Annotated in this window: 25 protein-coding genes; 8 read left to right on the top strand and 17 right to left on the bottom strand. The window is 64.3% G+C overall.

Translation table 11 applies throughout. From position 1 onward, the window contains the following. Positions 1 to 22: 22 nt before the first annotated feature. The 5 genes from FJW08_RS05420 to argH form a co-directional block, all read right to left on the bottom strand. Positions 23 to 2,620, bottom strand: coding sequence for a TIGR02302 family protein (locus tag FJW08_RS05420; protein ID WP_140809448.1), 2,598 nt, complete (start codon positions 2,618 to 2,620; stop codon positions 23 to 25). A 216-nt stretch (positions 2,621 to 2,836) separates the two neighbouring features. Beyond that, positions 2,837 to 3,778 (bottom strand): threonine/serine dehydratase, encoded by a 942-nt coding sequence (locus FJW08_RS05415; protein WP_140754289.1) that lies wholly within the window; start codon positions 3,776 to 3,778, stop codon positions 2,837 to 2,839. Between the two features lie 28 nt (positions 3,779 to 3,806). Next, positions 3,807 to 5,075, bottom strand: a complete 1,269-nt coding sequence (gene lysA, locus FJW08_RS05410) for a diaminopimelate decarboxylase (RefSeq protein ID WP_140809446.1) — start codon at positions 5,073 to 5,075, stop codon at positions 3,807 to 3,809. Positions 5,076 to 5,139: 64 nt separating this feature from the next. Further along, positions 5,140 to 5,346: a lipoprotein gene (locus tag FJW08_RS05405; protein ID WP_015315543.1), complete on the bottom strand. Its 207-nt coding sequence runs from the start codon at positions 5,344 to 5,346 to the stop codon at positions 5,140 to 5,142. 93 nt (positions 5,347 to 5,439) lie between these two features. Then, positions 5,440 to 6,840 carry an argininosuccinate lyase gene (argH, locus tag FJW08_RS05400; protein ID WP_140809444.1) on the bottom strand — a complete coding sequence of 467 codons (1,401 nt, stop codon included), beginning with the start codon at positions 6,838 to 6,840 and terminating at the stop codon, positions 5,440 to 5,442. Between the two features lie 35 nt (positions 6,841 to 6,875). Here argH and FJW08_RS05395 point away from each other — a divergent pair, with 35 nt between their 5' ends. The 5 genes from FJW08_RS05395 to FJW08_RS05375 all read left to right on the top strand — a co-directional run bounded on the left by FJW08_RS05395 (position 6,876) and on the right by FJW08_RS05375 (position 12,293). Beyond that, a complete protein-coding gene (locus tag FJW08_RS05395; protein ID WP_140754283.1) occupies positions 6,876 to 7,571 on the top strand; it encodes a TlpA disulfide reductase family protein in 696 nt (231 codons plus the stop codon). Between the two features lie 344 nt (positions 7,572 to 7,915). Continuing rightward, the gene (locus tag FJW08_RS05390; protein WP_140754281.1) at positions 7,916 to 9,268 is read left to right on the top strand and encodes an extracellular solute-binding protein; all 1,353 of its coding nucleotides are present in this window, start codon (positions 7,916 to 7,918) and stop codon (positions 9,266 to 9,268) included. Between the two features lie 103 nt (positions 9,269 to 9,371). Further along, positions 9,372 to 10,256, top strand: coding sequence for an ABC transporter permease subunit (locus FJW08_RS05385; RefSeq protein ID WP_140754279.1), 885 nt, complete (start codon positions 9,372 to 9,374; stop codon positions 10,254 to 10,256). Between the two features lie 7 nt (positions 10,257 to 10,263). After that, positions 10,264 to 11,178, top strand: a complete 915-nt coding sequence (locus tag FJW08_RS05380) for an ABC transporter permease subunit (protein WP_140809442.1) — start codon at positions 10,264 to 10,266, stop codon at positions 11,176 to 11,178. A 14-nt stretch (positions 11,179 to 11,192) separates the two neighbouring features. Then, positions 11,193 to 12,293: a sn-glycerol-3-phosphate import ATP-binding protein UgpC gene (locus tag FJW08_RS05375; RefSeq protein WP_140809439.1), complete on the top strand. Its 1,101-nt coding sequence runs from the start codon at positions 11,193 to 11,195 to the stop codon at positions 12,291 to 12,293. Positions 12,294 to 12,335: 42 nt separating this feature from the next. On the opposite strand, the gene FJW08_RS05370 is transcribed toward FJW08_RS05375, so the two are convergent. From FJW08_RS05370 to FJW08_RS32310, 6 genes are all read right to left on the bottom strand, one after another. Beyond that, a complete protein-coding gene (locus tag FJW08_RS05370; RefSeq protein WP_140809437.1) occupies positions 12,336 to 13,418 on the bottom strand; it encodes an ABC transporter ATP-binding protein in 1,083 nt (360 codons plus the stop codon). Next, positions 13,415 to 14,950: an iron ABC transporter permease gene (locus FJW08_RS05365; RefSeq protein WP_246682228.1), complete on the bottom strand. Its 1,536-nt coding sequence runs from the start codon at positions 14,948 to 14,950 to the stop codon at positions 13,415 to 13,417. Before FJW08_RS05365 ends, FJW08_RS05370 begins: the two co-directional genes overlap by 4 nt. A gap of 216 nt (positions 14,951 to 15,166) precedes the next feature. Continuing rightward, complete coding sequence (locus tag FJW08_RS05360; protein WP_140809433.1) at positions 15,167 to 16,174, bottom strand: iron ABC transporter substrate-binding protein; 1,008 nt, start codon at positions 16,172 to 16,174, stop codon at positions 15,167 to 15,169. A 120-nt stretch (positions 16,175 to 16,294) separates the two neighbouring features. Further along, positions 16,295 to 17,647 (bottom strand): hypothetical protein, encoded by a 1,353-nt coding sequence (locus tag FJW08_RS05355; RefSeq protein ID WP_140809431.1) that lies wholly within the window; start codon positions 17,645 to 17,647, stop codon positions 16,295 to 16,297. A 9-nt stretch (positions 17,648 to 17,656) separates the two neighbouring features. Next, positions 17,657 to 18,703: a hypothetical protein gene (locus FJW08_RS05350; protein ID WP_140809429.1), complete on the bottom strand. Its 1,047-nt coding sequence runs from the start codon at positions 18,701 to 18,703 to the stop codon at positions 17,657 to 17,659. 73 nt (positions 18,704 to 18,776) lie between these two features. After that, on the bottom strand, positions 18,777 to 18,914 hold the full coding sequence (locus FJW08_RS32310) for a hypothetical protein (protein WP_181182844.1): 138 nt from the start codon (positions 18,912 to 18,914) through the stop codon (positions 18,777 to 18,779). A gap of 227 nt (positions 18,915 to 19,141) precedes the next feature. Between FJW08_RS32310 and FJW08_RS05345 the strand changes: the two genes are divergently transcribed. Both FJW08_RS05345 and FJW08_RS05340 read left to right on the top strand, forming a co-directional pair. Beyond that, positions 19,142 to 19,693 carry a sigma-70 family RNA polymerase sigma factor gene (locus tag FJW08_RS05345; protein WP_140754260.1) on the top strand — a complete coding sequence of 184 codons (552 nt, stop codon included), beginning with the start codon at positions 19,142 to 19,144 and terminating at the stop codon, positions 19,691 to 19,693. Position 19,694: 1 nt separating this feature from the next. Then, on the top strand, positions 19,695 to 20,333 hold the full coding sequence (locus FJW08_RS05340) for an NrsF family protein (protein ID WP_140809427.1): 639 nt from the start codon (positions 19,695 to 19,697) through the stop codon (positions 20,331 to 20,333). Positions 20,334 to 20,368: 35 nt separating this feature from the next. Here FJW08_RS05340 and FJW08_RS32860 read toward each other — a convergent pair whose 3' ends face one another. Further along, entirely contained in the window at positions 20,369 to 20,569 is a 201-nt protein-coding gene (locus FJW08_RS32860) for a hypothetical protein (protein ID WP_246682216.1), read from the bottom strand. Between FJW08_RS32860 and FJW08_RS05335 the strand changes: the two genes are divergently transcribed. Next, entirely contained in the window at positions 20,477 to 20,986 is a 510-nt protein-coding gene (locus FJW08_RS05335) for a GGDEF domain-containing protein (protein ID WP_246682226.1), read from the top strand. The two genes, FJW08_RS32860 and FJW08_RS05335, sit on opposite strands and share 93 nt — an antisense overlap. 9 nt (positions 20,987 to 20,995) lie before the next feature. On the opposite strand, the gene FJW08_RS05330 is transcribed toward FJW08_RS05335, so the two are convergent. From FJW08_RS05330 to FJW08_RS05310, 5 genes are all read right to left on the bottom strand, one after another. Next, positions 20,996 to 21,874, bottom strand: a complete 879-nt coding sequence (locus FJW08_RS05330; RefSeq protein ID WP_140809425.1) for a 3-hydroxybutyryl-CoA dehydrogenase — start codon at positions 21,872 to 21,874, stop codon at positions 20,996 to 20,998. Positions 21,875 to 22,082: 208 nt separating this feature from the next. Next, entirely contained in the window at positions 22,083 to 23,012 is a 930-nt protein-coding gene (locus FJW08_RS05325; RefSeq protein ID WP_140809423.1) for an electron transfer flavoprotein subunit alpha/FixB family protein, read from the bottom strand. A 158-nt stretch (positions 23,013 to 23,170) separates the two neighbouring features. Continuing rightward, positions 23,171 to 23,920 carry an electron transfer flavoprotein subunit beta/FixA family protein gene (locus FJW08_RS05320; RefSeq protein WP_140754254.1) on the bottom strand — a complete coding sequence of 250 codons (750 nt, stop codon included), beginning with the start codon at positions 23,918 to 23,920 and terminating at the stop codon, positions 23,171 to 23,173. A gap of 236 nt (positions 23,921 to 24,156) precedes the next feature. Further along, entirely contained in the window at positions 24,157 to 24,957 is an 801-nt protein-coding gene (locus tag FJW08_RS05315) for a rhomboid family intramembrane serine protease (protein ID WP_140809422.1), read from the bottom strand. Between the two features lie 30 nt (positions 24,958 to 24,987). Beyond that, positions 24,988 to 25,569 carry a cob(I)yrinic acid a,c-diamide adenosyltransferase gene (locus FJW08_RS05310; RefSeq protein ID WP_140809420.1) on the bottom strand — a complete coding sequence of 194 codons (582 nt, stop codon included), beginning with the start codon at positions 25,567 to 25,569 and terminating at the stop codon, positions 24,988 to 24,990. Positions 25,570 to 25,572 lie beyond the last annotated feature (3 nt).

Below are 25,572 nucleotides of genomic sequence, written 5' to 3'. Positions count from 1 at the left end.
CGCCGGTTGCTCCCGCCGCTTGCTATTTCAGCTCCAGCAGCCGTTCCAGATAGCTGCGCTCGATATCGGGGCTTAGCGCATTGCCGAGCCGCTTGCGGATCGCTTCCAGGATCTGGCGGGCGCGCTGCACGTCGATCTCGTCGGGCACTTTGACCGAATCGCCGAAATCGGGACCCCGGCTGGCGCGCGGCCGGCCGAGCGGATCACGGTCGGCGCCCTGCTGACGACCGCCTTCCTGGCTGCCGCCCTGGTCGCCCTGCATGGCCTGCATCTGCTTCATCATGTCCTTGGCGCCCTTGCGCAGCGCCTCGAGCGCCCGGCCCTGGTGGCCGACAGCCTCGTCGCCCTGACCCTCGCCAAGCGCCTTCTCGGCGCTGCCCATGGACTTGCCGGCCTCGCCAAATCCTTCATTGGGCTCCATGCCCATGCCTTCGAGGCCCTTCTTCAGCTGTTCGAGATCGCTCTTCAGCTGGCCCTGGCCTTCCTGCAACTGCTTCAGCGCATCGGCGAATTCCTGCGGCGTCATCGGTTTCGGCCTGGCGAGCGGATCGCGGCCCTGCCCAACGCCCGGCTTGTCCTGGTTCTCGCCACCGCCCTGGCCAAGCTGCTCGTCGCGGTTCTCGCCACGCTGGCGCTCGCCGCGCTGCATCTGGTCCATGCGGAAAGTGTCGTTCATCATCTCCTGCTGGCGCCGCAGGATCTCGCCGAGCTTGTCCATCTGCTGGCGCATCTGGCTGTCCTGCTCACCGCCCTGCTGCTGGCGGCCGGCCTGGAGATTGTTCATCATGTCCTGCAGCTGCGACAGCAATTGCTGCGCCTTGTCGCGATCGCCCGACTTCGCCAGATTCTCGATCTGGTCCATCATGCGGTCGATGTCGCTCTGGCGCAGTTCCTGGCCGTTCTGCTGCATTTGCGGGGCGTTCGGGTTCTGCTTGGCGCGTTCGGCGAACTCCTGCAGGAACTGGTTCATCGCCTCGCGCAGTTCCTTCATCGCCTTCTCGATCTCGGCGTCGCTGGCGCCGTTCTTGATGGCGTCCTGCAACGCCTGCTGCGCCTGGCGCAGTCGCTTTTCGGCGGCAGAAAGGTTGCCCTCCTCGATGCCGAGCGCGATTTCCCAGAGATAGGCGACCTCGCCGCGCAGCTGATCGTCGTTCCCGGCCAGTTTCAGCCGGCTCATCGCGCTCATGATGGCGAGGTAGTGGGACATGTTGCCGAACGTGTCTTCGGGCCGCAGCGTGATGGCCTCCATCAGATCGAGCACGCGCGGCTTGGCTTTGGCGTCGAGCGCGAGCAGGCGGCGCTGTTCGATCACGGCGCGCGCCAGCGGGTTGGTGAACGGCCGCTCGGGCATTACCAGTGTCTTGGTTTCGCTGGACGCGGTGTGTCCGGCGTCGTCGGTGGCGACCAGCGTCAGCTTGATGCTGCTGCCGGCCCAGACATGCTCGGTCTGATCCTTCGTGGTGCGGGCCGCATTCGACTTGCCGCCGCGGCGTGGCAGCGTCAGGGGCATGTCAGGTGGGCCGTAGAGCGGATGCGCACCTGGCGCCTGCGGATCGGCCAGCGCGAAGACCGCCTTGGCGGTCGCGGCGCCGTAGTCGTCATCGATCTGGTAGTTGAGCTCAAAGGCGCCGTTGGCGGCGCGCTTGGGCTCACCGACGAAGCGGATCTGCGGCGGCTTGTCCGGCAACACGGCGAAGGCCCAGCGGCCGAGTTGGTCGTCGCCGGACTTCAGCGTCAGCGTGCCGTCGCCGGTCAGCTTGCCGATGAACTGGCGTATCTTCGAAGACGAGGCGGGGGACGGCACCGCCGGGCTTGCTGCCGGCTTGGCGGCGGCTTGCGGGTCGATGGCGCGTGCGTTGCCATCCTTGTCGGCATAGGCAAGCGTTTCCTCGCCCGAGCCTCCGGTGACACGCAAGGAGACATCGCTGCCTTCCGGAATGGTGAAGGTCGGCGTCGCCTGGTTGGCATCGGCGGTCAGGAAGATCGGCGGCTTGCCGGTATAGGCCGGCGGCGTCACCCACGCGTCGATGCGTGGCGGCACGGCGTCGAGCGTGCCATGTGCGCTGAACCCATCGCTCAGCCTGCCGCCGGTCGGCCCGAAGGAGAAGGCAAAGGCGTTGACGAGCAGGAGCGCCGCCACGGCGCGCAGTCCCCAGGGGTCGCGTTCCGGCACGCGCGTGCGCGGCAGGTCGGCGCCGAGACTGTCGAGCCTTCCAGCCATGCGTTTCTGGTGCTCGCGCCAGAGCGCCTGCGAGAAACTGCTTTCGTGGCCGCTGGGTCGGTCGCTCTGCACCTGCACGGGGCTGTGCAGCAGTCTGTTGGCGGCCTCGATTCGGCGATCGACCTCGGCGGCGCCTGGCATGCGGAAAAAGCGCAGCGGATAAAGCGCGGCCAGCCCTGCCAGGCCGAACACGGCGACAAGGCCGATGCGCACCACATCCGGTAGCCGGGGAAAAATGCCGAACCAGGAGGCGCTGAGGAACAGGCTGGCAACAACAATGAGCGGGAGCAGCAGCGGCCAGCCGCGCTCGACCATCATCGAGACCCGCGTTGCCATCCGGCTCAATGCCAGGCGTCCGGCCAGGCCGCGATCGGTGCTGAAGATGGGTCGTTGCGTCATCGGCCCTTCCGAGAGCCTGTTCCGTCCTGAAAGGACCGGAATGGGGCTCTATCTCTTTGAGCATGATCTGTTCCGAAAACCGGACTCCACTTTTCGGGATCATGCTGCGAGGCGGGGCAGGATAGCCCAAGCCTCATGACTCGAAGAAGAATACCAGCAAACACGGCAAAGGCGAGGCAGTTTGAGAAAACGTGAAACCGGCCGAAATGGTTGCAATCAGAAATTGGCGGGGTTTGCGTTGGCGCCACAGACCAGCACTGCGACCCGTTCGCCCGGCGCCGGCGCGTAGCGGCCGGACAGGATCGCGGCGAAGGCGGCGGCACCACCTGGTTCCGAAATGATGCGCACGCGGTTCCAGAGCGCCTTCTGGGCGGCGATGATGTCGTCGTCGCTGACCAGGATGGAGCGTTCGACGAAGGCTTCGGCGATCGGGAACATCATTTCGCCGACGCGCTTTGGCGCCAGCGAATCGGCAGCGATGCCTTCGGCCGGAGCGTCGACCGGATGGCCGGCCTCGAACGCGCGGTGAAGCGTCGGCGCGCCCTCGGGCTCGACGGCGACGATGCGGATGCGGCCGGCATACCAGGCGGCGATACCGCCGATCAGGCCGCCACCGCCGACGGCGACCAGCAGCGTGTCGATCTCAGGCAGATCGCTTTCGATTTCGAGCCCGAGCGTGCCCTGGCCGACAAGCGTTTCCTCCTGGTTGAAGGCGTGAATCTGCAAGGCGCCGGTTTGCTCGGCGAAACGTTCGCTGGCCGCCAGCGCCTCGGCATAGCGGGCGCCACCGATGACGAGGTCGGCACCGTAGCCGCGAATGCGGTCCAGCTTGGCCTGTGGGCTCACTTCGGGAACGAAGATGGTCGCCTTGTGGCCAAGCCGCATGGCGGCATAGGCGACCGCCGCGCCATGGTTGCCGCCCGATGCGGCGACGACGCCAGCCTCGGGAACCGACCGCTCCATAAGGTTGGTGAAGGCGCCGCGCGCCTTGAATGAGCCGGAATGCTGCAGGCATTCGAGCTTGAGGTCGATCGCCAATGGCGGCCGGTCGAAGTCGGCCATGTCGACGCGCAGTACCGGCGTGTGCCTGATATAGGGGCGGATGCGCGGTTCCATCGCGGCAATGCGTTCGCGAGTGACGGTATTGCCCTGCGACATGATTTCCTCCCCGTACAGAGTTTCCGGTCTATGCAAGCCAGTCCGGCACGGAATCCAGGCCGATCAGCTCTTCATAGGTCAGCCGCGGACGCACGACATGGAAACGGTCGCCGTCGACCAGCACCTCCGGGACCAGCAGGCGGGTGTTGTAGGTGCCGGCCTGGACCGCGCCATAGGCGCCGGCGGTGGAAACGGCGACGAGATCGCCCGCCTTCAGCCTGGGCAGGTCGCGATCGAGGCCGAGATAGTCACCGGTCTCGCAGACCTGGCCGACCACGTCGACCATCATGCGCGGCGTATCGGCCGGCGGCTGCACGACCGGCCTGATTTCGTGGAAGGCGTCGTAGAGCGTCGGTCGGATCAGGTCGTTCATGGCGGCGTCGACGACGAGGAAGTTCTTGGCGTCGCCTTCTTTCACGAAAATTACTTCCGACACCAGGATGCCGGCATTGCCAACGATCAGTCGGCCCGGCTCGAACATCACCTTCAGGCCCAACTTGGTCACATGCTTGCGGACGATCTGGGCATAGGCGTCGGGCAACGGGGGCGGGTTGTTGTCGACGCGGTAGGGAATGCCGAGGCCGCCGCCGAGGTCGATATGCTCGATGGCGTGGCCGTCGGCGCGCAGCGCGCCGACCAGGTCGACAAGCAGGGCGAAGGCGTCGTCGAAGGGCTGCAAATCGGTGATCTGGCTGCCGATATGGGTATCGATGCCGGTGATCCTGATGCCCGGAAGCGTAGCCGCGCGGGCATAGACCTGGCGCGCCCGCTGCCACGGAATGCCGAACTTGTTCTCGGCCTTGCCGGTTGAGATCTTCTTGTGGGTCCTGGCGTCGACATCGGGATTGATGCGCAGCGAGACCGGCGCCACCTTGCCGAGAGCCGAGGCGCGTGCCGACAGAAGTTCGAGTTCCGGCTCGGATTCGACGTTGAAACAAAGGATGCCGGCCTCCAGCGCAAAGTCCATTTCACGCGCCGTCTTGCCGACACCGGAGAACAGGATCTTGCTCGGTGGGACGCCGGCGGCCAGCGCCCGGCGCAGTTCGCCTTCCGAGACCACGTCGGCTCCGGCGCCGAGCCTGGCCAGGGTACGCAGCACCGCCTGGTTGGAATTGGCCTTCATGGCGTAGCAGACCAGCGTGTCGAGCCCGGCAAAGGCCTTCATGAAGACACGGTAGTGCCTGGTCAGGGTCGCCGTCGAATAGCAGTAGAACGGCGTGCCGACCTGTGCGGCGATATCGGGGATCGCCACGTCCTCGGCATGCAGCACGCCGTCGCGGTAGTCGAAATGGTTCACGAGAGTGGTTCCGGAAGTTGGGGCACGATGCGATCGGGTTTGGAAAGACCCGCCTTCATCGGCGCTAGATCAGCGGGTCGAGGATGAACTTCTTGTCCACGACCGGTTTTTCCGGTTCCGGCGGCACGGGCTGGTGGGCTTTTTCGGCATCCTTGCGCGCCTGGACGGCCGCCTCGTAGGGCGTGTCGAGACCGGCCTTGCGGCCGCAGGCGGTCACGGAGGCAAGCGCCGCAAGCAGCGTCAGCGTCACCAAAATCCTGCTTCCGGTCATCGATCCATCCGTCCGAAACGTTTGCCAGCCGCCGCTTTTAGCCGAGTTCTCAGCGTATTGCACCCCGCATATTGCTGATCGCAAAATCGGGGATCACGCCTTGGCGATACGCTTTTTCCAGGCGCGTATCTGCTTCCGCACTTCCGATGGCGCGGTGCCGCCGAAGCTGGTGCGGCTCTTGACCGAGTTTTGCACCGCCAGCACCGAGAATATGTCGGGTGTGATGCCGGGGTTGATCGATTGCAGATCCTCCAGCGAAAGCTTCTCCAGGCTGACCTTCTTGTCTTCGGCCAGCGCCACCGCGCGGCCGGTGACATGATGCGCCTCGCGGAACGGCAGACCCAGGCTACGCACCAGCCAGTCGGCGAGGTCCGTGGCGGTGGCGTGGCCGGAGCCGGCGGCCTTCTTCATTGCGACTGCGTTCACCGTCATGTCCGCGACCATGCCGGTCATCGCCGCCAGCATCAGGTCGAGCGTCTCGGCGGCGTCGAACACCGATTCCTTGTCTTCCTGCATGTCCTTGCCATAGGTCAAAGGCATGCCCTTCATCACCGTCAGCAGGCCGATCAGATGGCCGTTGACGCGGCCGGTCTTGCCACGCACCAGTTCGGCGGCGTCGGGGTTCTTCTTCTGCGGCATGATCGAGGAGCCGGTGGAAAAGCTGTCCGACAGCCTGATGAAGCCGAATTGGGGCGTCGACCAGATGATGATCTCCTCCGCCAGCCGCGACAGGTGTGTGGCGCAGATCGCGGCCATGGCGAGGAACTCCAGCGCGAAATCGCGGTCGGAGACGCTGTCTAGCGAATTGCGCATCGGCTCGCGGAAACCGAGCGCCCTGGCGGTCTGGTGGCGGTCGATCGGGAAGCTGGTGCCGGCAAGGGCGGCGGCGCCGAGCGGGCTCTCGTCCATCCGTTCGATGGCGTCGCGCACGCGCGACAGGTCGCGCGCGAACATTTCGACATAGGCCATGCAATGATGGCCGAAGGTCACCGGCTGCGCCGCCTGCATATGGGTGAAGCCCGGCATGACGGTCGCCGCATGTTCCTCGGCTCGCGCCAGGAGGGCCATGATCAGGCCTTTCAACGCCTCGGCGACACGGAAGCATTCGTCCTTGACCCAGAGCCTCAGATCGACCGCCACCTGGTCGTTGCGCGAACGCGCGGTGTGCAGCCGGCCGGCCGCCGACCCGATCAGATCGGCGAGGCGGGCCTCGACATTCATGTGGATGTCTTCCAGCTTCGTCGAAAACTCGAAGCTGCCGGTTTCGATCTCTTTCAGGATCGTGTTCAGCCCGTGAGCGATTTTTTCTTGATCGGACGCCGAAATAATGCCCGTTTGCGCCAGCATCTCGCTATGGGCGATCGAGCCTCTTATGTCCTGCGCGTAGAGTTTGCGGTCGAACGAGATCGACGCGTTGATCGCTTCCATGATCGCGGCCGGACCCGAGGCAAATCGTCCGCCCCACATCTGGTTGCTGGTCTTTTTGTCGCTCATGGCTATAACCCGTGCTTCGGAGCAGTTTTGATAACATGGCAGACGGAAACAGATTTTTCCCGACCCCGCGCCTGATCCTCGCCGCCCTGGTGGCGGGAGCGCTGGCCGGCGCGGTCGCGGTATATGTCAGCGAGAGCCGGTCTGGCAACAACGCCGCGCCCCAAAACGCCGCGCCCCAAGTAGCCGCAAGCAGCAGCAAGGACGACGTCGCCTGCGCCGCCAAGAGCGATCGCGCCAAGAAGGTCGCGGCCGCGGCCACCGGCGAGGTCGCGGCACTTTTGCCGGCCGATCCGCCGCAGTCGATGAGGAGCCTCGCCTTCAACGGTCCGGACGGCAAGCCGATGACGATCGCCGACCATGCCGGCAAGACGGTGCTGCTCAATCTCTGGGCTACGTGGTGCGCGCCATGCCGTGCCGAAATGCCGGCGCTCGATGCGCTGCAAAAGGAGAAAGGCAGCGACGCCTTTCAGGTCGTCGCCGTCAACGTCGATGCCGGCGACGATGTGAAGCCGAAGAAGTTTCTCGCCGATACCGGTGTGCACACGCTCGGCTACTACCGGGATTCGACGATGACGCTGTTCAACGATCTCAAGACGCGCGGTCTGGCGCTCGGCCTGCCCGTCACGATGCTGATCGACGGCGAAGGCTGCCTGATCGCCCATATGAACGGTCCGGCCGAATGGTCCGGGCCCGACGCCAAGCGGCTGGTCGAGACGGCGCTCGGGTCGTGAGCTAGACCGAGCGCCCGCTCGGCTCGAGCAGGACGAGGCTGCCATCATGGCGGTCGGTGCGCATCGCAGTGCGCTTGCCGTGGCCGGTCAGGTCTCATCTCACCAGCACTTCGTCGTCCCTTTAGCCGGATAACCATAACGGTCTTTACGTCCGCGAGAGCCGCCCTAGCTACCTAAGGCGCCGGTGTAACGCTTTCATGCTGGCGCAACCGCCGAGGGGGAGGAAAGACCAGCTGTCCACAGGCCCGGGAGGCCACAACAGAACTGTCACATACCTTCTCTAAGAGAGCGGGCAAGGACTTGCGCAAGACCCTTGTCAACAGTCATTCAAGAGGGAAGAAACCATGATGATCATCAAGCGGGGCCTCGCTGCCCTTGCCGCAGGCGCGCTCAGCACCGCGCTCGCGGTTCCTGCCTTTGCGGAGCCGGTAAAATTCGACTTCTGGTTCGGCCTGTCGGGCGACCTCGCCCGCGTCGTCGATACGCTGTGCAAGAACTTCAACGCTTCGCAGTCCGATTATGAAGTCGTCTGCACCAGCCAGGGCAACTACGACGCCACGCTGCAGAACACCATCGCCGCCTTCCGCGCCGGCAAACAGCCCGCCGTCGTGCAGGTGTATGACGTCGGCACCGCCACGATGATGCTGTCGGGCGCCTACAAGCCCGCCGACAAGCTGATGGAAGAAAACGGCTACAAGATCGACTACGCCGACTACTTCCCCGGCATCGCCCGCTACTACGCGACCTCGAAGGGCGAGATGCTGTCCTTCCCGTTCAATTCCTCGACCGCGCTGATGTACTGGAACAAGGACGCCTTCGCCAAGATCGGCAAGACCGAGGCGCCCAAGACCTGGGAAGACGTCGGCGCCGACCTCCAGGCGATGAAGGACGCCGGCTATGAATGCCCGATGGCGATCAACATCTCGGCCAATGAAAGCTGGCAGCTGATGGAGCAGTTCTCGGCCATCCACAACCAGCCGATCGCCACCAAGAACAACGGCTATGACGGCCTCGATGCGCGACTCGAAGTCAACAAGACCAAGTTCGTCCAGTACGTCACCGACCTCAAGAAGTGGTATGACGCCGGCCTGATCAAGATCAAGTCCAAGGACCTCGGCCAGGACATGGTCCAGGCCTTCGCCTCGGGCACCTGCCAGGTGATCATGACCTCGGTCGGCGATCACGGCACTGTCGGCAAGACGCAGAAGGAAGGCATGAAGTGGGATGTCGCCGAACTGCCGGTCTATGCCGGTACCGAGCGCAAGAATTCGCTGGTCGGCGGCGCTTCGCTGTGGGTGCTCTCCGGGAAGTCGGACGCCGAGTACAAGGGCGCGGCCGCGTTCCTCAACTTCATCCACGATCCCAAGACCGCCTTGTTCTGGTCGACCAACACCGGCTACATTCCGGTGACGAAGTCGGGCTTCGACTACATGAAGGCCCAGGGCTTCTACGACAAGGCGCCTTACAAGGGCCGCGAAGTCGCGATCGCCAGCCTGACCGCGTCCGAGCCCACCGAAATCACCCGCGGCATCCGCCTGGGCAATTTCACCCAGATCCGCGCCGAGTTCGGCACGCAGATGCAGGCGATCTTCGCCAACAAGGTCAGCGTGCAGGAAGGTCTCGACACGCTGGTCAAGAATGGCGACGCCATCCTCGCCCGCTTCCAGCAGACCTATCCGGGCAAGACCCTGCCCTGATTTCAAAGATTGCCGAGGCCGCCCGCCGAGATTCGACGGGCGGCCGTTTCGTATATAATCTTATCTTGCTTTGGGCTGGCCGTTCCGCGGCCACGGCGGACCGATGGAAAAACGCGTCACTTTCGGCAGTTGGACGATCGGCATCCTTTTCGCGGTGCCGCAGCTCCTCCTGATCTTCACGTTCTTCTACTGGCCTGCCGGCCAGGCCGTATACTGGTCACTGACGCTGCAGCAGCCCTGGGGCGGCGGCAACATCTGGGTTGGGCTCGACAATTTCCGCTCGATCCTGGCCAACGCCGATTACTGGAACTCGATTACCGCCAGCCTTGTCTTTGCCGGCATCAGCACAGGGCTTGCGATGTTCGTCGCGCTCGTGCTCGCCGCGCTCACCGACCGCCAGCTTGCCGGCTCGCGTCTCTATCGCGTGGTGCTGATCTGGCCCTACGGCATCGCCGCACCGGCCCTGGCGATGGCGTTCCGCTTCATCCTGGCGCCGGAAGCCGGCTTCATGGCCGTGGTCAACCAGGTCTGGCCCGGCTTCTGGGATCCCGGCCTCGACGGCACCGATGCCATGGCTTCGATCATCATCGCCTTCTCGTGGAAATATGTCGGCTACAACTTCATCTTCTTCCTCGCCGCGTTCCAGGCCATCCCGCGCTCACTCATCGAAGCCGCCGCGATGGACGGCTCCGGGGTCATGAGGCGTTTCTGGGACATCCAGTTCCCGCTGATCACGCCGACGATCTTCTTCCTGCTGGTCATCAACATCACGGAAAGCTTCCAGGATTCGTTCGGCATCGTCGACATCATGACGGCGGGCGGCCCGGCAAATGCCACCAATCTGATGGTCTACAAGATCTATTCCGATGGCTTCAAAGGCCTCGATTATTCGGGCGCCGCCGCGCAGAGCATCATCCTGATGCTGCTCATCGTCGTGCTGACCATTTTCCAGTTCCGCTTCATCGAGCGGCGCGTGCACTACAGGTGAGACTGATATGGTCGAGCGCACCCCGTTTCTCAACTTCTTCACCCATCTGATCCTGTTTGTCGGCTTTGTACTTTGCATCGCGCCGTTCGTGGTTGTGGCCGTGGCCGCGTCGCACAACCTCAGGGATGTCAACGACGTGCCGATGTCGCTGCTGCCGGGCAACGATTTCTGGACAAACATCAAGACGGCGTGGACGACAGCCGACCTTGGCCCCAAGCTGCTCAACAGCTTCATCATGGCTGCCGGGGTCGCGGCCGGCAAAGTAATCATCTCGGCGCTGACCGCCTTCTCGATCGTCTATTTCCGCTATCCCGGCCGCACCTTCATCTTCTGGCTGATCTTCGTTACGCTGATGCTGCCGCTGGAAGTGCGCATCGTGCCGACCTACGCGGTCGTCGCCAATGTGCTGTCGCCCTACCAGACCATCCTCGACCTCACCGGGCTGAGCTGGCTGATCGGGAAGGTCTCGGGCGTCGAGGTTTCGCTCAGCCTCGGGCTGCTCAATTCCTATACCGGGCTGATCCTGCCCCTGATCGCCACCGCCACCGGCACCTTCCTCTACCGGCAGTTCTTCCTGACCGTGCCGGACGAGCTGACCGAGGCGGCGCGCATGGACGGCGCCGGCGCACTGCGTTTCTTCATCGACATCCTGCTGCCCTTGTCGCGCAACAACATGGCCGCGCTCGGCACCATCATGTTCCTGTGGGCATGGAACCAGTATCTGTGGCCGCTGCTCATCACCACCGACCAGTCGCACGCGACGGCGGTCACCGAACTCAAGCAGCTCATCCCCAATGTCGGCGGCATTCCGGAATGGAACATCGCCATGGCCGGAACGCTTATCGTCATGCTGCCGCCGCTGATCGTCGCGGTGCTCATGCAGCGCTGGTTCGTGCGCGGCCTGATCGCCACCGAGAAGTAACAAGGAGACAAAAGATGGCCTCCATCGCAATACGCGGCGTCAAGAAGAACTATGCCAAGACGCAGGTCGTGCATGGCGTCGATCTCGACTTCGCCTCTGGCGAATTCGTCGTCATCCTCGGGCCGTCCGGCTGCGGCAAGTCCACGCTGCTCAGGATGATCGCCGGGCTGGAGGAGATTTCCGAGGGCACGGTCGCCATCGACGGCACGGTAGTCAACAAGCTCGAGCCGCGCGAACGCGGCTGCGCCATGGTGTTCCAGAACTACGCGCTTTATCCGCATATGAGCGTGGCCCAGAACATCGGCTATTCGCTCAAGGTCGCCGGTGTTCCCTCGGCCGAGCGCACGCAGCGCATCCAGGCGGTGGCCCGCACGCTGGAGCTCGAGCATCTGCTCGATCGCAAGCCGATGGCGCTTTCCGGCGGCCAGAGGCAGCGCGTCGCCATGGGCCGCGCGATGATCCGCGAGCCAAAGGTCTTCCTGTTCGACGAGCCGCTGTCCAATCTCGACGCCAAGCTGCGCGTGCAGATGCGCTCGGAAATCCGCAAGCTGCATCGCCGGCTGAACGCCACCTCCGTCTTCGTCACCCACGACCAGGTCGAGGCGATGACGCTGGCCGACCGGCTGGTGGTGATGAATGGCGGACGGGTCGAACAGGTCGGCACGCCAGGTGAAATCTACACCCGCCCGGCCAGCCGCTTCGTCGCCACTTTCGTCGGCGCGCCGGCCATGAACATCCTTGAAGGCACGGTCGAACTCGACGGGCTGTCGCTGCTCGGCGGCAGCCGCCGCCTGGCCATGGCCCGCGCCGGCCTGCCGGTCGGCACGAAGGTCGCGATGGGCATCCGGCCGGAAGCGGTGCGGCTAGTGGCACCGGGAACAGCCGGTGCGCTCGATGCCACTGTCGACCTCGTCGAGGAACTTGGCGCGGGGCGGGTCATCTATGTCGACCTCGACGGCGCGCCGTTCTCGGTGATGACCTCGGAGGCCGTTCACCCCGCGCCCGGCAGCACCGTCGGCTTGAAGATCTCGCCGGACGACATGCACTTCTTCTCGTCGGAGACAGGCACCCGTCTCGATGTCTTCAAGGCTTCCGTGCCCGAACCGGCGCTTTGATTTCCGATACGCGCGTGGGTTCTGCGCCTTCAGCCTTCGAGCTTAAGCGAAGACGTGCGCCTTGCCCGATACGGTCAGCCGCACGATCTCGCCGACCGCTGGTGCGTCCATGCCGGATTTGCGCAGGATCAGCGGCGTGCCGCCGATCGCGGCAGCGTCCGGCGGATCGGGACTGTTCAGGAGCCGCACCGCAATCGTGCATGTCGAGCCGGCGAATTCGGATTCCGTCACCTCGCCGAACAACATATCGGGCGTGCCCGACATGCCCTCGCGCGAGGTGCGTTTGAGCCCGATCTGCTCCGGCCGCAGCATGATGCGGGCGACATCGCGACTGTCCGGCGCGTCGACGGCGATGCGGCCGAGCGGCGAACTGGCGAAGCCGCCCGAAATGCTCGCCGGCAGGATGATGGCATCGCCGAGGAACTCGGCGATCATCCTGTCCTTCGGCTTGAGATAAAGCTCGCGCGGCGTGCCGACCTGGGAAAATTTCCCGTCGCGCATCACCGCCACCTGGCTGGCGAAGGACAGCGCCTCGGCCTGATCGTGAGTCACCAGTATTGTGGTGATGCCGGCCGCCTCCAGAAGCTCGGCCACCGCCTTGCGCATCGAGGCGCGCAGGCCGGTGTCAAGCGCCGAGAACGGCTCGTCGAGCAGCATCAGCCGCGGCTTCATCGCCATGGCGCGGGCCAGCGCCACGCGCTGCTGCTGGCCGCCGGAGAGCTCGTGCGGACGGCGTTTGAGGATCGCCTTGTCCAGTCCAACGATATAGGCAAGTTCGACGATGCGCTCGGCGCGTTTGTCGTCGTCCCGTGCCATGCCGAAGCCGATGTTGTCCGAGATGGTCAGATGCGGGAACAGGGCGCCGTCCTGCGCCACCACGCCGATACCGCGGCGATGCGCCGGCACAGCGGCGCCACCATTGGCCAGCACCTGCCCGTCGAGCACGATGCGGCCCTGATCGGGCGCCTCGAAACCGGCGATCAGCCGCAGCAAAGTCGTCTTACCGCAGCCGGAAGGTCCCACGATGGCGGTGCGGCTGCCGCTGGCGACGTTCAGGTCGACGCCGGCCAGTGCGGCGACCGGGCCGTAGCGCTTGTGCAGATTGGCGAGTTCGAGAAAGCTCATCGCCCGGCCATCCGTTTCGACTGGACATAGAGCAGCCAGGTCAGGGGCAGCGACATCGCCACCATGATGAAGGCGTAAGGGGCCGCCGAGGCGTAATCGATCTCGCCGCTGTAGGACCAGAACGCCATGGCCAGCGTGCGGGTGCCGTTCGGCGCCAGCATCTGGGTGGCGGTCAATTCGTTCATGATGCCGAGCGCCACCAGCGCCATGCCGGCCGCGGCACCCGGCGCCGACAGGCGGATTGTCGTCGACCATAGCGCGTTGAGCGGCCGCCGGCCGAGGCTGGCCGCGGCGCGCTCGAGCTCGACCGGGGCCTGCGCGATCGACGCGCGCAGGCTGACCAGGGCACGCGGCAGGAACATCAGTGAGTACGCGACCAGGATGGTGAACAGGGTTTGGTAAAGCGGCAGCGCGATGCGCACCGTGATGGTGACCAGCGCTAGCGCAATGACGACGCCCGGCAGCGAGCCGACAATGTAGTTGCATCCCTCCAGAAGGCGCTGCAGCGGTCCCGGCGCCCGGATCGAGATCCAGGCCATCGGCATCGCCGCGACGGTGGCAAGCAACGCGCCGGCAAGCGACAGGAACAGCGTCTGGCCGAGTGCCAGGCCGATTTCGTCGAAGCGCCAGACATCGGCGCCGCCGGCGAGGAGCCAGCGCCCGATGGTCACGAACGGAACGCCAAGCGCCAGCAATGTGGTGACGACGAGCAGCAGCAGACTGGGGAGGGTGACGCGGCCGAGGCTCATCCGCTGCTGATACCGCGCGGCACCCGAGCCGACACGGGCATAACGCTCCTCGCCGCGCACCAGCACTTCGAGGCCGAGCAGCACGAAACAGCAGGTCACCAGCACGCCGGCCAGCATGTTGGCGGCCGGACCGTTGAAGGTCGACTGGAACTGGTCGACGATCGCGGTGGTGAAGGTGTCGAAGCGAATGAAGACGTAGAGGCCATATTCGGCCAGCAGATGCAGGCCGACCAGCAGCGAGCCGCCGCAGATGGCGAGCCTGAGCTGCGGCAACACGACACGCCAGAACACGCGCCAGGGTCCGAGGCCGAGTGCCGCCGCGGCATCCTCCAGGGCAGGATCGAGGCGACGCAGCGCCGCCGACACCGGCAGATAGAGGAAGGGGAAATAGGCAATGACGGAGACCAGCACACCGGCCCACAGGCCGTGCAGCCCCGGCACCATGGTGATCCATGCATAGGAGTGTACGAAAGCGGGGATGGCGAGCGGCGCCACGCAGAGCCAGGACCAGAACCGGGCACCGGGCAGGTCGCTGCGTTCGGTCAGCCAGGCCAGCGTCACCGACAAGGTGATGGCGATCGGCACGGCCAGCAGCACCAGCAGGCCGGTGTTGACCAGCAGTTCGCCGACACGTGGCCGGAAGACCAGTGCCGAGACGGTCTCCCAGCCGGTCTGCACCGCGATCCAGATGATGAAAGCGAGCGGCACCAACGCCAGAAGGGAGACTGATATGGCGGCGGCGACAAGCCAGGGCGCCGCCCGCCGCTGCGTCCTTCGGCGCATCTTGGGCGGCAAGCCCGAGCGTGCGAGATCGACCGCGGACTGCATCAGCTCACACGCCGCGCCATTGCCGCCCGGAGGCGGCAAGCAGGGGACCACGGTCGCGGTCGGATAAGCAGCGTGTCGTCATGGACGAATGCATCTCGGAACAAAACGCTCCCGCGGAAGGTGAATTCCCGCAGGAGCACGGTTTGACGTCCTTATTAGGAAGAACGACGACTAAAGCAAGCCGGCTGCGGTCATCAGGTCGGTGACCTTCTTGGAGTTCAGCGTCGTGGCGTCGACCTTCGGCGCCTGCAGGTCGGCCAGAGGCACCAGCTTCGGATTGGACTGCGCGCCCTTGCCGACCGCGTATTCAAAGGAGGTTCCGTTCTTCAACACGTCCTGGCCACCCTTGCCGGTGACCCATTTCAGGAAGGCCTGGGCTTCCTTGGGATGCTTGCTCGAGGCGAGCACGCCGCCGCCGGAGACCGATACGAAAGCGCCCGGATCCTGGTTCTTGAAATAGTGCAATGCGACGTTCCTGGAGTTTTCGCCGGTCTTGGCCTGATCGCCGAAATAGTAATAGTGGTAGATCACGCCGCCTTCGATCTCGCCTGCATTGACCGCCTTCATCACGGTGCTGTTGCCCTTGTAGGCGGTGAAGTTCTCCTTCATCGCCTTCAGCCAGTCGGCTGTGGCGGCCTCGCCCTTGAGCTGCAGCAGCGCGCTGACGATGGCCTGGAAATCTGCGCCCGAGGGAGAGGCGGCCCAGCGGCCCTTCCAGCTCGGGTCGGCGAGATCGAGCATCGACTTGGGCAACTGATCGGCCTTGAGCTTGGTCGTGTTGTAGGCAAAAACGGTGCTGCGCGCGGCGACGCCCACCCATCTGCCGCTGGATGCCTGATAGTCCCGCGGGACCTGAGCCAGCGTGTCGGCGTCGACCGGCGCGAACAGGCCGGCATTTTCGACCAGCACCATAGCCGGCGAATTTTCCGTCAGAAACACGTCGGCGGGCGAGGCGGCGCCTTCGGCGACGATCTGGTTGGAGAAGTCGCTGTCGCCGCCATTGCGCAAGGTGACCTTGATGCCGGTTTCCTTGGTGAACCCTTCGGCCCAATCCTTGGCCAGGCTTTCATGCTGAGCGTTATAGACGATGATGCCGGCATCTTCGGCCGTCGCCGGACCGGCGGCCAGGCTGATTGCAAGCGCCGCTACGCTGGCCAAGGCAAGAAAGGGGGATTTCATAAGGTACTCCTCGGGTTGCCCGCGGTGCGGGTGCGTCCGAGTATCAATTCATGAATGGGTTAGTCAAGATTGAAAGGCAATCGACGTCATCACGGTTTCGCGTGTCGGACGCCGATGGCATCACCCGACATGCGGTGCTGGTGGCTTCTCCTGCGGGATGCAACCATCGACCATCGGATGAATGGTCCAGCGCTGGTCCAGCCCCTGCTGTGTTCGTTTGGTGTCCGGATCGAACGCTTCGTTCAGCATGGCGCACCAGGTTCTGCGCAGGTTTTCGCAGCGTGTCCTGAACGCGGCGCTGCCAAGCCCGTCACGCATATCCTGCGCGGTGAGGTCGGTGGTCTCGCCCGGCGGTTTGGGCGGGGCCGTGCCCGTGTCGGGAAAGTCCGGGGCCCACTGAAGATAGTGTTTTGCATCGACACCAGCGGCCGCATCGAATTTGACCACCGCCATCAGCGGATGAAACTCGTGCCAGCCCTTGTGATAGCCGTCATAGACATGTTCGCCGAGGACGGCGACATGATCGCCCATCCTGATGGGGCCGAGCGCCTTGTCGCCGACATTGGCGTCCTCGACGTTGCCGGGGTTCCAGTTGAACAGCCCTTGCAGGACCGGCTTGACCCCACCGAAGTAGGACGCCGCGCCGCCGATGGCGCCGCCAATGGCCGCTCCGAGCAATCCTCCCAGAAACGAGCCGATGGCGCAGCCCAGCGCACCCAGGAAGAACGACCCTATGGCGCAGCCGACAGCCGCTCCGACACTGGCGCCGGCGGCCGCCGCGGCCGCCGTGACGACCAGGGCCGCCGTCAACAGGATGACGATGGCAGGCGCCCATTGGCGCATCTTGATCCAGAAGTCGCCCTCGGCCTCGCAGTGCAAGCCCCAGCGGGCATGATCGTCGGCGGGTGCGTAGCCCAGATCCGTCTTCAGGTCATCGCGCGGCAACAGCAGCTCATGACCCTGAAAGCCGTCATTGTGAATGTCGTTCGCCGGATGGGCCGTGATGCTGGCGGCGAATTCAGCGACGACGGTGCCGTCGGCATTGTAGCGATTGGCGGCGGCCAAAGCCGCCTCGTTGGTTTCGGCGTTGAGGATTTCGGTCGTCGGATGCGGCATCAGTATGACGTCGAAATACTGGTCGTTGTCGAAGGCGCCGAGATCGCTGCGGAATGGATTGTAGGAGACGATGCCGACGGCGCATTTCGGGTTGTCCTTGTCGAGGCAGACCAGGCGATGGTTGAGCCATTCCCCGGCGGCCTTGTCGATCGTCGCGGTGGCGGACGTCAGGAACGCGATTGCCGCGGCAAGTGCTGCACCGACCGGCCCCAGCAGCAAGCCGAAGGCGGCTGCCAGCCCGGTGATGACGATGATCTGCAGCGCTTGGCCGGCGAGGAAAGCCAACCGGTCGTCCTCGTTGTAGGGCTTCCCGCCAGACGGATAGAGAAAGCAGCTCGTATAGTGCTTGTAAGCCATCGGAACGCCTCAGCCTTTCGTGGCGGTGAGCGTCACGCCGCCGGTCATGGTGCGCGATCCTCTTTCGCCGATCGCGAAGACATGGACGTTGAAGGCCTTTGAGCCTCGGAAGCCTGCGTCCCTCGGTTCGATCTCGACGGTGATCTCGGTTATCTGGCGCGGCTGCAGTGAAAGCGTTCTTGGAACGATCCTGACCGACCAGTCGTCCGGAACGGGAAACCGGCCATAGGCCTGTTCCTCGAGCGCCTTGGCCCAGCGCGCCTTGCTCTCGGCGAGCCGCGGCTGCGGGGTGTCCGTGCGCTCGTCTCGACCTTGGCCGCGCGGGGCACATGGCTGCAGCTTCGGCAGGCCGTAGCAGTCCGCCTCGATCTGGAAACGCCGGACGACCGAGGCCTCGTTGCGGACGCTGAAGACGAACTTCGCCGGGGAGCGCGTCTCGGCAATGTTGACGTTCTTCTGGCCAAGGTTGTTGCTGGGGTTGGCGTCATCGCCCCAGGAAAGCTGTGCCTGAAGGCAATAATGGCCGCCGGTGGCGGGCGTGGTCCAGCTGAACTCGGCATAGGCAGGGCAATCGATCGTGCCCTTGGCCCCGAGATTGACGGCGGCGTTGGCGATCGGACGGGAAACGGTCTGTGTGCCGAAGGACAGGTAGGACAGCGCCACGCCAACGCCGACGGCGGGCGCATCATAGGATCCGTTCCAGACACGCACGCGAACGCGATAGGTACGAGAGGGCTGGAGCGCACCGGTGACTGGTGCGGCGCCGTCGAAAATGTCGATGTCGGGATTGTCCCAGGTGACCGCGAGACCCTGCGCCATCAGATAGTACTGGGCATAGAGAAGAGGATCGGCGCGCTTGTAGATGTCGGGCGGCAGCTGGATACAGCAATCGTTCTGCGCCGGGCTCGGCAGCCGCTGGCGCTTGGCCAGCCGGCACAGCAGCATGCGAATCGTCGCAAATAGCATCTTCAGCCCGACGGCAAGACGCTTCCAGAATTCGGCGGCGAACAACAGCAGTGCCGCGGTTCTGACGTGATTGACCAGAGATCCTGCCATGTCGTGTTTCCCACGCTGAGAGGACGCAACGGTAGTGATTTCCTGGCGGACGTGTCCCCACCGGTTCTCCCGGCTATTTCTTCAGTGATCCCTGTCTTCTGTAGAAGTAGATGGCGGCGACAAAGACTATGGCCGCAATGACAAGGCCGCTCTCGAAAGTTCCCGAGCCATTGTCGGGAGAAAATCCAAAAATGCGTTCAATGAAATCCATTTCGGCCTCCCTCCGATCCTTGACGCTACAGAAGGGTTTACCTTACGTCAATCAAAGCTTGGCCCGCGCTGTTCCCAACGCTCGGGCCGGGAACCAGGGAACCCGTCGGGGAATTTCGCGGGCCATCGGCAAACTTTCGTGATTTGCCCGCAGTTTGGCTTGGACATTATTTCGCCGGCCACGTAACAAATCGGTGCCGAGGTGCGAAGATCGGGGAGTGAACTCTTGTGAGCGGCAAGGACGAGGCCGAGCTTTCCCGGCTGATGCGGGCCGCGATCGCGGGAGATGAAAAGGCCTATGCCGACTTTCTCCACCGGATTGCCGCGCTGATCCGCGGCTTTGCCAGGCGCAAGATCGTGCAGGGCGGGGTCGACCCCGAGGATGTCGTGCAGGAAACCTTGCTGGCCATTCATGTGAAACGACACACCTGGCGCCAGGACGCGCCGGTGCTGCCCTGGATCTATGCGATTGCCCGTTTCAAGCTGATCGACGCGTTCCGGCGGCGCGGGCGGCGCATTGAAATCGATGTCGACGACATCGCCGAGACTTTTGCCGAGCCGGAAACCGAGACGGTCAGCGAGCGCGACATCAACCGGGCGCTCGACGGGCTGCCGCCGGCACAGCGTTCCGTGGTTTCGGCCGTGTCCGTTGAGGGCCGCTCGATCGGCGAGACGGCGGCGAAGTTCGGCATCAGCGAGACGGCGGTGCGTGTGTCGCTGCACCGGGGACTCACCGCCATAGCCAAGCGATTCGGACAGGGGCGGTTCGGGCGGGAATGACATGAAGACCGATGATCTCATCAAGGCGCTCGACGCCGATACCCGCAGCAAAGTCATGCCATTGCGCTCCGCCTGGTGGCTGGCGGCTGGCGCGGCCGTCGTCGTCGCGGCCGCTGTTTTCATGATGACGATCGGGCCGCGCCCCGACTTCATGGCGGCCGCGCACACGATGCGCTTCCTGTCCAAGTTTGTTTTCACCATCATGCTCGCCATCAGCGCCTTCGCCCTGATCCGAGCCCTGTCGACGCCGGGTGCGGCGACAGGCCGGGCAATGGCGGCAATGATCGCCGCGCCGCTGCTGGTCGCGGTGGCGGTGGTGCTGGAGCTCTTCGCGGTGCCGCAGGCGCTGTGGGGCACGCGCATGATCGGCTCTAACATGATGATCTGCATGAGCTTCATCCCGCTGATCGGCATCGGCCCGTTGGCCATCTTCCTGTGGATGCTGCGCTATGGCGCGCCGACGCGGCCGGTGCTTGCCGGCGCGGTCGCGGGGTTGCTTGCCGGCGGGCTGGCGGCGACCTTCTATGCCGCGCACTGCTTCGACGATTCTCCGCTTTTCGTTGCCACCTGGTACACGATCGCCATCGCGGCTCTCGCTTTGCTTGGCGCGCTCGGGGGGCGGTTTTTCGTGCGCTGGTAGCAGGATACCCGCGCCCGGTGAATACCGATCCTTAATCATGCCGGCAGTTTGCCGGTTTCCCATGTCGCCGGTGCCTGCAGCGCCAGCTTGCCCATGCCGCCGCCCATGATGCGCTGACCGGGCTTGCCAATCGCTCGAGCTTCATCCGCGCCATGGAGGGATTGGTCGATCAGGCGCGCAAGGACTGCACGACGGCTGGAGACCGCCATCAGTTCATGTTCATCGACCTTGACCATTTCAAGCGGGTCAACGACACGGGCGGTCACGCTACGGGAGACGCCCTGCTGAAGCGGGTCGCGGAGGCGTTGCGCGGCGTGCTTGGTTCTGAAGACATCGTTGCGCGCCTGGGTGGCGACGAATTCGTTGTGATCCTGAAGTCCGGTTCGGCCGCTGGCGCGAGGATCGCGGCGCGCTCGATCATCGATGCGATAGCCGGCCTCAGCTTCACCTGGGAGGGGTGGCCGCATGCAATCGGCGCCAGCATCGGGCTGACGGCCATCTGCGCCAATTGCGGCGAAGTCGACGAGATCATCGCAAGGGCCGACGCCGGCTGCTATGCGGCCAAGGCGGCCGGCCGCGGATGCGTTTGCGTGGTGCCGGACGGCAAGATCGACAAGTCAGAAACGCCCAGGCCGCTCGCTGCGGCCTCGTGAGCGGACGCGTCAGCGCGTCGGAACGGGGTGCTCGCCGCGATAGTCGTAGAAGCCGCGTCCGGTCTTGCGGCCGAGCCAGCCAGCCTCGACATATTTGACCAGCAGCGGGCAGGGACGGTACTTCGAATCCGACAGGCCGTCATGAAGCACCTGCATGATCGACAGGCAGGTGTCGAGGCCGATGAAATCGGCAAGCTGCAGCGGTCCCATCGGATGGTTGGCGCCGAGCCGCATGGCGGTGTCGATGGCATCGACCGAGCCGACGCCTTCATAGAGGGTGTAGATCGCCTCGTTGATCATCGGCAGAAGGATGCGGTTGACGATGAAGGCCGGGAAATCCTCCGAGACCGTGATAGTCTTGTCGAGCTGCTTCACATAGATCTTCGCCGCCTCGAAGGTCTGGTCCTCGGTGGCGATGCCGCGCACCAGTTCGACCAGCTTCATCAGCGGTACAGGGTTCATGAAATGTATGCCGATGAACCGCTCCGGCCGGTCGGTCTGCGCGGCTAGCCGCGTGATCGAGATCGACGAGGTGTTGGTCGCCAGGATCGCTTCGGGGTTGAGCTGCGGGCACAGCTGCGCATAGATCTTGCGCTTGACGGTTTCGTCCTCGGTCGCCGCCTCGATCACCAGATCGGCGCCGGCAAGATCGGCCATCGCCGGTGCCGACGCGATGCGTGCCATGGCCTGGTTACGGAGTTTCTCGTCGAGCTTGCCGGACCCCACCTGACGGGCCATGTTGCCGCTGATGGTGGCGATGCCCTTCTCGATACGGTCGGGCGAAATATCGTAGATCAGCACCTTGTAGCCCGAAAGCGCGGAGACGTGGGCAATGCCGCCGCCCATCTGGCCCGCACCAATGATGCCGATCGTCTCGATCTTGCTCATTACCCAATCCCGTCCGGAGCGTTTTTCGCCAGAATCGCGAACCGCCCCATCTCTTTGTTTTCCAGCAGTTCCCGGCGCAAAAACCCTGCGCACTGCCGCTGGAATTGCTCTCAGCCTTGTGGCCTGCTTATTGTGCGATGCAAACTAAAAGGGCGGGGTGACTTCGTCTACCCCACCCCTAGCAATTTAATACGGTTGCGCGGAAGCGTCAAAGTGCCTTCTGCAACTCCGGCAGGATGACGAAGAGGTCGCCGACCAGGCCATAGTCGGCAACCTGGAAGATCGGTGCCTCCTCGTCCTTGTTGATGGCGACGATGACCTTGCTGTCCTTCATGCCGGCAAGGTGCTGGATGGCGCCGGAGATGCCGACCGCGATGTAGAGATCGGGGGCGACGACCTTGCCGGTCTGGCCGACCTGCCAGTCGTTCGGGGCGTAACCGGCATCGACGGCGGCGCGAGAGGCGCCGACGGCGGCACCGAGCTTGTCGGCGACCGGCAGGATGACCTCCTGGAATTTTTCCGAGGAACCGAGCGCGCGACCGCCCGAGATGATGATCTTGGCCGAGGTCAGCTCCGGACGGTCGGTCTCCGACAGCTTGTTCTCGACGAAGGTGGACAGGCCGGGATTGGCCGCCGCATGAACCGTCTCGACCGAAGCCGAGCCGCCCTCGGGTGCCGCCTGGAAGGAGGCGGTGCGCACCGTGATGACCTTCTTGGCGTCGCTCGACTGCACCGTCTGGATGGCGTTGCCGGCATAGATCGGACGCTTGAAGGTGTCCGGCGAGACCACTTCGATGATCTCGGAGACCTGCGCGACATCGAGGAGTGCCGCCACGCGCGGCGCGACGTTCTTGCCGGCGGATGTCGCCGGCGCGATGATCGTGTCGTAGGCGCCAGCCAGCGAGACGACCAGTGCCGCCGCCGGCTCGGCCAGGCGCTCGGCGAGTTCGTCGGCCTCGGCCAAAAGAACCTTGCTCACGCCCTTGAGCTTGGCGGCGGCATCAGCCGCACCCTTGGCACCCTTGCCGGCCACCAGCACATGGACGTCCGAGCCGATCTGCAGGGCGGCCGAAAGCGCCTTGGCGGTCTGGTCGGAAAGCGTGGCGTTATCGTGTTCGGCGATGAGGAGAATTGCCATTTGTTCTGTCCCTGACTTTCGTCTTCGAAGCTCCCTGAAATCCGGTCAGGCAGAGCCGAAAACGGTTGGTTTCGAGAACCGGAGCGGAGCGTACTTCAGTACGTCGCCTCGGCGAGCGCTGAGACCGGCCGTTTGCAGGCCGGCCTCATTGGATTTCCTTACAAAACGCCGGCTTCGTTCTTGAGCTTGTCGACCAGTTCGGCGACGCTCTTGACCTTGACGCCTGCCTTGCGGCCGCCCGGCTCCTCGGTCTTGATGACCTTGAGGCGCGGCTTGACGTCGGCGCCGTAATCGGCCGGGCTCTTCTCGTCCAGCGGCTTCTTCTTGGCTTTCATGATGTTGGGCAGCGAGGCATAGCGCGGCTGGTTGAGGCGAAGGTCGGCGGTGACGATCGCCGGCATCTTCAGCTCCACCGTCTGCAGGCCGCCGTCGACCTCGCGCGTCACCTTGGCATGGTCGCCCTCGAGCACGACCTTGGAAGCGAAGGTGCCCTGCGCCCAGCCAAGCAGAGCGGCCAGCATCTGACCGGTCTGGTTGGAATCGTCGTCGATCGCCTGCTTGCCGAGAATGACAAGGCCTGGCTTCTCCGCCTCGACCACGCCCTTCAGCACCTTGGCGACGCCGAGCGGCTCGGTCTGTTCGTCGGTCTTGACCAGGATGGCGCGGTCGGCGCCCATGGCGAGCGCGGTGCGCAGCGTTTCCTGCGCCTGCTGCGGGCCGATCGAGACGACGATGATCTCTTCGGCCTTGCCGGCTTCCTTGATCCGGATCGCTTCCTCGACCGCGATCTCGTCGAACGGGTTCATCGCCATCTTGACGTTGGCGAGTTCCACCGCCGAACCATCGGCCTTCACGCGAACCTTCACATTCGCGTCCACAACCCGCTTCACGGGCACAAGGATCTTCATTTGCCTGTCACCTCTTCACGCTAATCGGGCGCGCTATAGCAGCCTGCGCCCTTTCTGAGTTGTCGAAAGCCGACATTCCTGACTGAATTCCGGCCAGACGGAATTCTGGCCGGATGGAAATTCTGGTCTTTGCCCGCCTTGGGGCTGCTCCTTAACCGCCTTGGGCTGCGACGGAGACGTTTCCGTAATTGTGGCAACCCTTGTCGTCAATACGCTGGAAGCAAGCTCAAATCGGTTCAGTTTGGGCCAGAAGGGTTTCCGCGACCCCAGCGCGCCGCAGTGGTGGACGTTTCGGGCGTCGCCGATTCGCCAACTGCCGGCTGCTGTTCGGGGGTCGGAACCACGGCATCCTCGTCAGCGGGGGCAAACAGCGGCACGCCGCGACTGCGCAGGACGAGCACCAGGACCGCGCCGGCAATGATGCCGCCGATGTGGCAGGCCCAGGAGATTTGATCCTCGCCACCGGCCGCGAACATGACGACCTGGAACAGCACCCACAGGACGAGCGGGATGAAGGCTGGTATGCGCAAGGGGATGCGGGCAAAGGCAAGCACCCACACCTTCACCCTGGGATAGAGGATCAGGTAGGCGACGACCACGCCGGCAATGGCGCCCGAGGCGCCGATCAGCGGCGCTTGCGAATCCCAGGCGACGAGCCCCTGGAAAGCGGCTCCGGCGATGGCGCACAGGAGATAGAAGATCAGGTAGCGGATGTGGCCGAGCGCGTCCTCGACATTGTCACCGAACACCCAAAGGAACAGCATGTTGCCGCCGAGATGGAAAATGTCGGCATGCAGGAAAGAGTAGGTGAGGTAGCTCAGGCTCTCGGGGATGATGACAAAGCGAGGGTCGAGCTCGGCCGTGTCGTGAACGACGGAGGGGATGAAGCCGAGGCCGAGCACGGCGGCATTGGTGAAGTTCTCGCCGCCGAGCGCCGTGGCGCAATAGACCACGGCGTTGGCGACGATCAGCCCGATCGTCACATATTGCAGCCTGATATGGCGCAACCTGTTGGTGTCGTAAAGCGGGATGAACATTTGTCGTCGGCCCCCCGCCTTTCGGTCCGTTCAGCGGTTCTTGCCGGGAACCCATAGCACGTCGGCATTTCCATTGTCATTGACCGCCCGGGCGGCGACAAACAGGAAATCCGAGACGCGGTTGATGTATTTCAGCCCGTCGCGGTTGACGTGTTCGGCCGGGTCCTGAGCCAGGGCCACCATCAGCCGCTCGGCTCGCCTGGCCACGGTGCGGGCGAGATGGAGGGCAGCCGCCGCCGGCGTGCCGCCGTTCAGCACGAAGGATTTCAGCGGCTGGAGTTCCTTGTTGAGGAGGTCGATGTCGTGCTCGACACGGTCGGTCTGCGCGGCAACGATGCGCAACGGCTCGTAGCCAAGCGGCTTGCCGTCATCAGGCACGGCGAGATCGGCGCCGAGGTCGAAAAGGTCGTTCTGGATGCGGGCAAGCATGGCGTCGATCGCCTGATAGCTCTGTGCGGTGTGCACGCGAGCCATGCCGATGCAGGCATTGGCTTCGTCGACCGTGCCATAGGCGTCCACCCTGAGATCGGATTTCAGCCGCCGCTCACCAGTGCCGAGCCCGGTTGTGCCGTCGTCTCCGGTGCGGGTGTAGATCTTGTTGAGCTTGACCACATC

The sequence above is a fragment of the Mesorhizobium sp. B3-2-1 genome (assembly GCF_006439515.1).
Classification (GTDB): domain Bacteria; phylum Pseudomonadota; class Alphaproteobacteria; order Rhizobiales; family Rhizobiaceae; genus Mesorhizobium.
Note: the sequence above shows the minus strand (reverse complement) of the source record. Positions and strands in the feature narration are given on the sequence as shown.

Excerpts from the sequence above, each read along its gene's own strand:
- FJW08_RS05420 (WP_140809448.1), bottom strand. The coding sequence starts at position 2,620 with ATGACGCAACGACCCATCTTCAGCACCGATCGCGGCCTGGCCGGACGC.
- FJW08_RS05415 (WP_140754289.1), bottom strand. The coding sequence starts at position 3,778 with ATGTCGCAGGGCAATACCGTCACTCGCGAACGCATTGCCGCGATGGAA.
- FJW08_RS05405 (WP_015315543.1), bottom strand. The coding sequence starts at position 5,346 with ATGACCGGAAGCAGGATTTTGGTGACGCTGACGCTGCTTGCGGCGCTT.
- argH (WP_140809444.1), bottom strand. The coding sequence starts at position 6,840 with ATGAGCGACAAAAAGACCAGCAACCAGATGTGGGGCGGACGATTTGCC.
- FJW08_RS05395 (WP_140754283.1), top strand. The coding sequence starts at position 6,876 with ATGGCAGACGGAAACAGATTTTTCCCGACCCCGCGCCTGATCCTCGCC.
- FJW08_RS05390 (WP_140754281.1), top strand. The coding sequence starts at position 7,916 with ATGATGATCATCAAGCGGGGCCTCGCTGCCCTTGCCGCAGGCGCGCTC.
- FJW08_RS05385 (WP_140754279.1), top strand. The coding sequence starts at position 9,372 with ATGGAAAAACGCGTCACTTTCGGCAGTTGGACGATCGGCATCCTTTTC.
- FJW08_RS05380 (WP_140809442.1), top strand. The coding sequence starts at position 10,264 with ATGGTCGAGCGCACCCCGTTTCTCAACTTCTTCACCCATCTGATCCTG.
- FJW08_RS05375 (WP_140809439.1), top strand. The coding sequence starts at position 11,193 with ATGGCCTCCATCGCAATACGCGGCGTCAAGAAGAACTATGCCAAGACG.
- FJW08_RS05370 (WP_140809437.1), bottom strand. The coding sequence starts at position 13,418 with ATGAGCTTTCTCGAACTCGCCAATCTGCACAAGCGCTACGGCCCGGTC.
- FJW08_RS05365 (WP_246682228.1), bottom strand. The coding sequence starts at position 14,950 with ATGCGCCGAAGGACGCAGCGGCGGGCGGCGCCCTGGCTTGTCGCCGCC.
- FJW08_RS05360 (WP_140809433.1), bottom strand. The coding sequence starts at position 16,174 with ATGAAATCCCCCTTTCTTGCCTTGGCCAGCGTAGCGGCGCTTGCAATC.
- FJW08_RS05355 (WP_140809431.1), bottom strand. The coding sequence starts at position 17,647 with ATGGCTTACAAGCACTATACGAGCTGCTTTCTCTATCCGTCTGGCGGG.
- FJW08_RS05350 (WP_140809429.1), bottom strand. The coding sequence starts at position 18,703 with ATGGCAGGATCTCTGGTCAATCACGTCAGAACCGCGGCACTGCTGTTG.
- FJW08_RS32310 (WP_181182844.1), bottom strand. The coding sequence starts at position 18,914 with ATGGATTTCATTGAACGCATTTTTGGATTTTCTCCCGACAATGGCTCG.
- FJW08_RS05340 (WP_140809427.1), top strand. The coding sequence starts at position 19,695 with ATGAAGACCGATGATCTCATCAAGGCGCTCGACGCCGATACCCGCAGC.
- FJW08_RS32860 (WP_246682216.1), bottom strand. The coding sequence starts at position 20,569 with ATGGTCAAGGTCGATGAACATGAACTGATGGCGGTCTCCAGCCGTCGT.
- FJW08_RS05330 (WP_140809425.1), bottom strand. The coding sequence starts at position 21,874 with ATGAGCAAGATCGAGACGATCGGCATCATTGGTGCGGGCCAGATGGGC.
- FJW08_RS05325 (WP_140809423.1), bottom strand. The coding sequence starts at position 23,012 with ATGGCAATTCTCCTCATCGCCGAACACGATAACGCCACGCTTTCCGAC.
- FJW08_RS05320 (WP_140754254.1), bottom strand. The coding sequence starts at position 23,920 with ATGAAGATCCTTGTGCCCGTGAAGCGGGTTGTGGACGCGAATGTGAAG.
- FJW08_RS05315 (WP_140809422.1), bottom strand. The coding sequence starts at position 24,957 with ATGTTCATCCCGCTTTACGACACCAACAGGTTGCGCCATATCAGGCTG.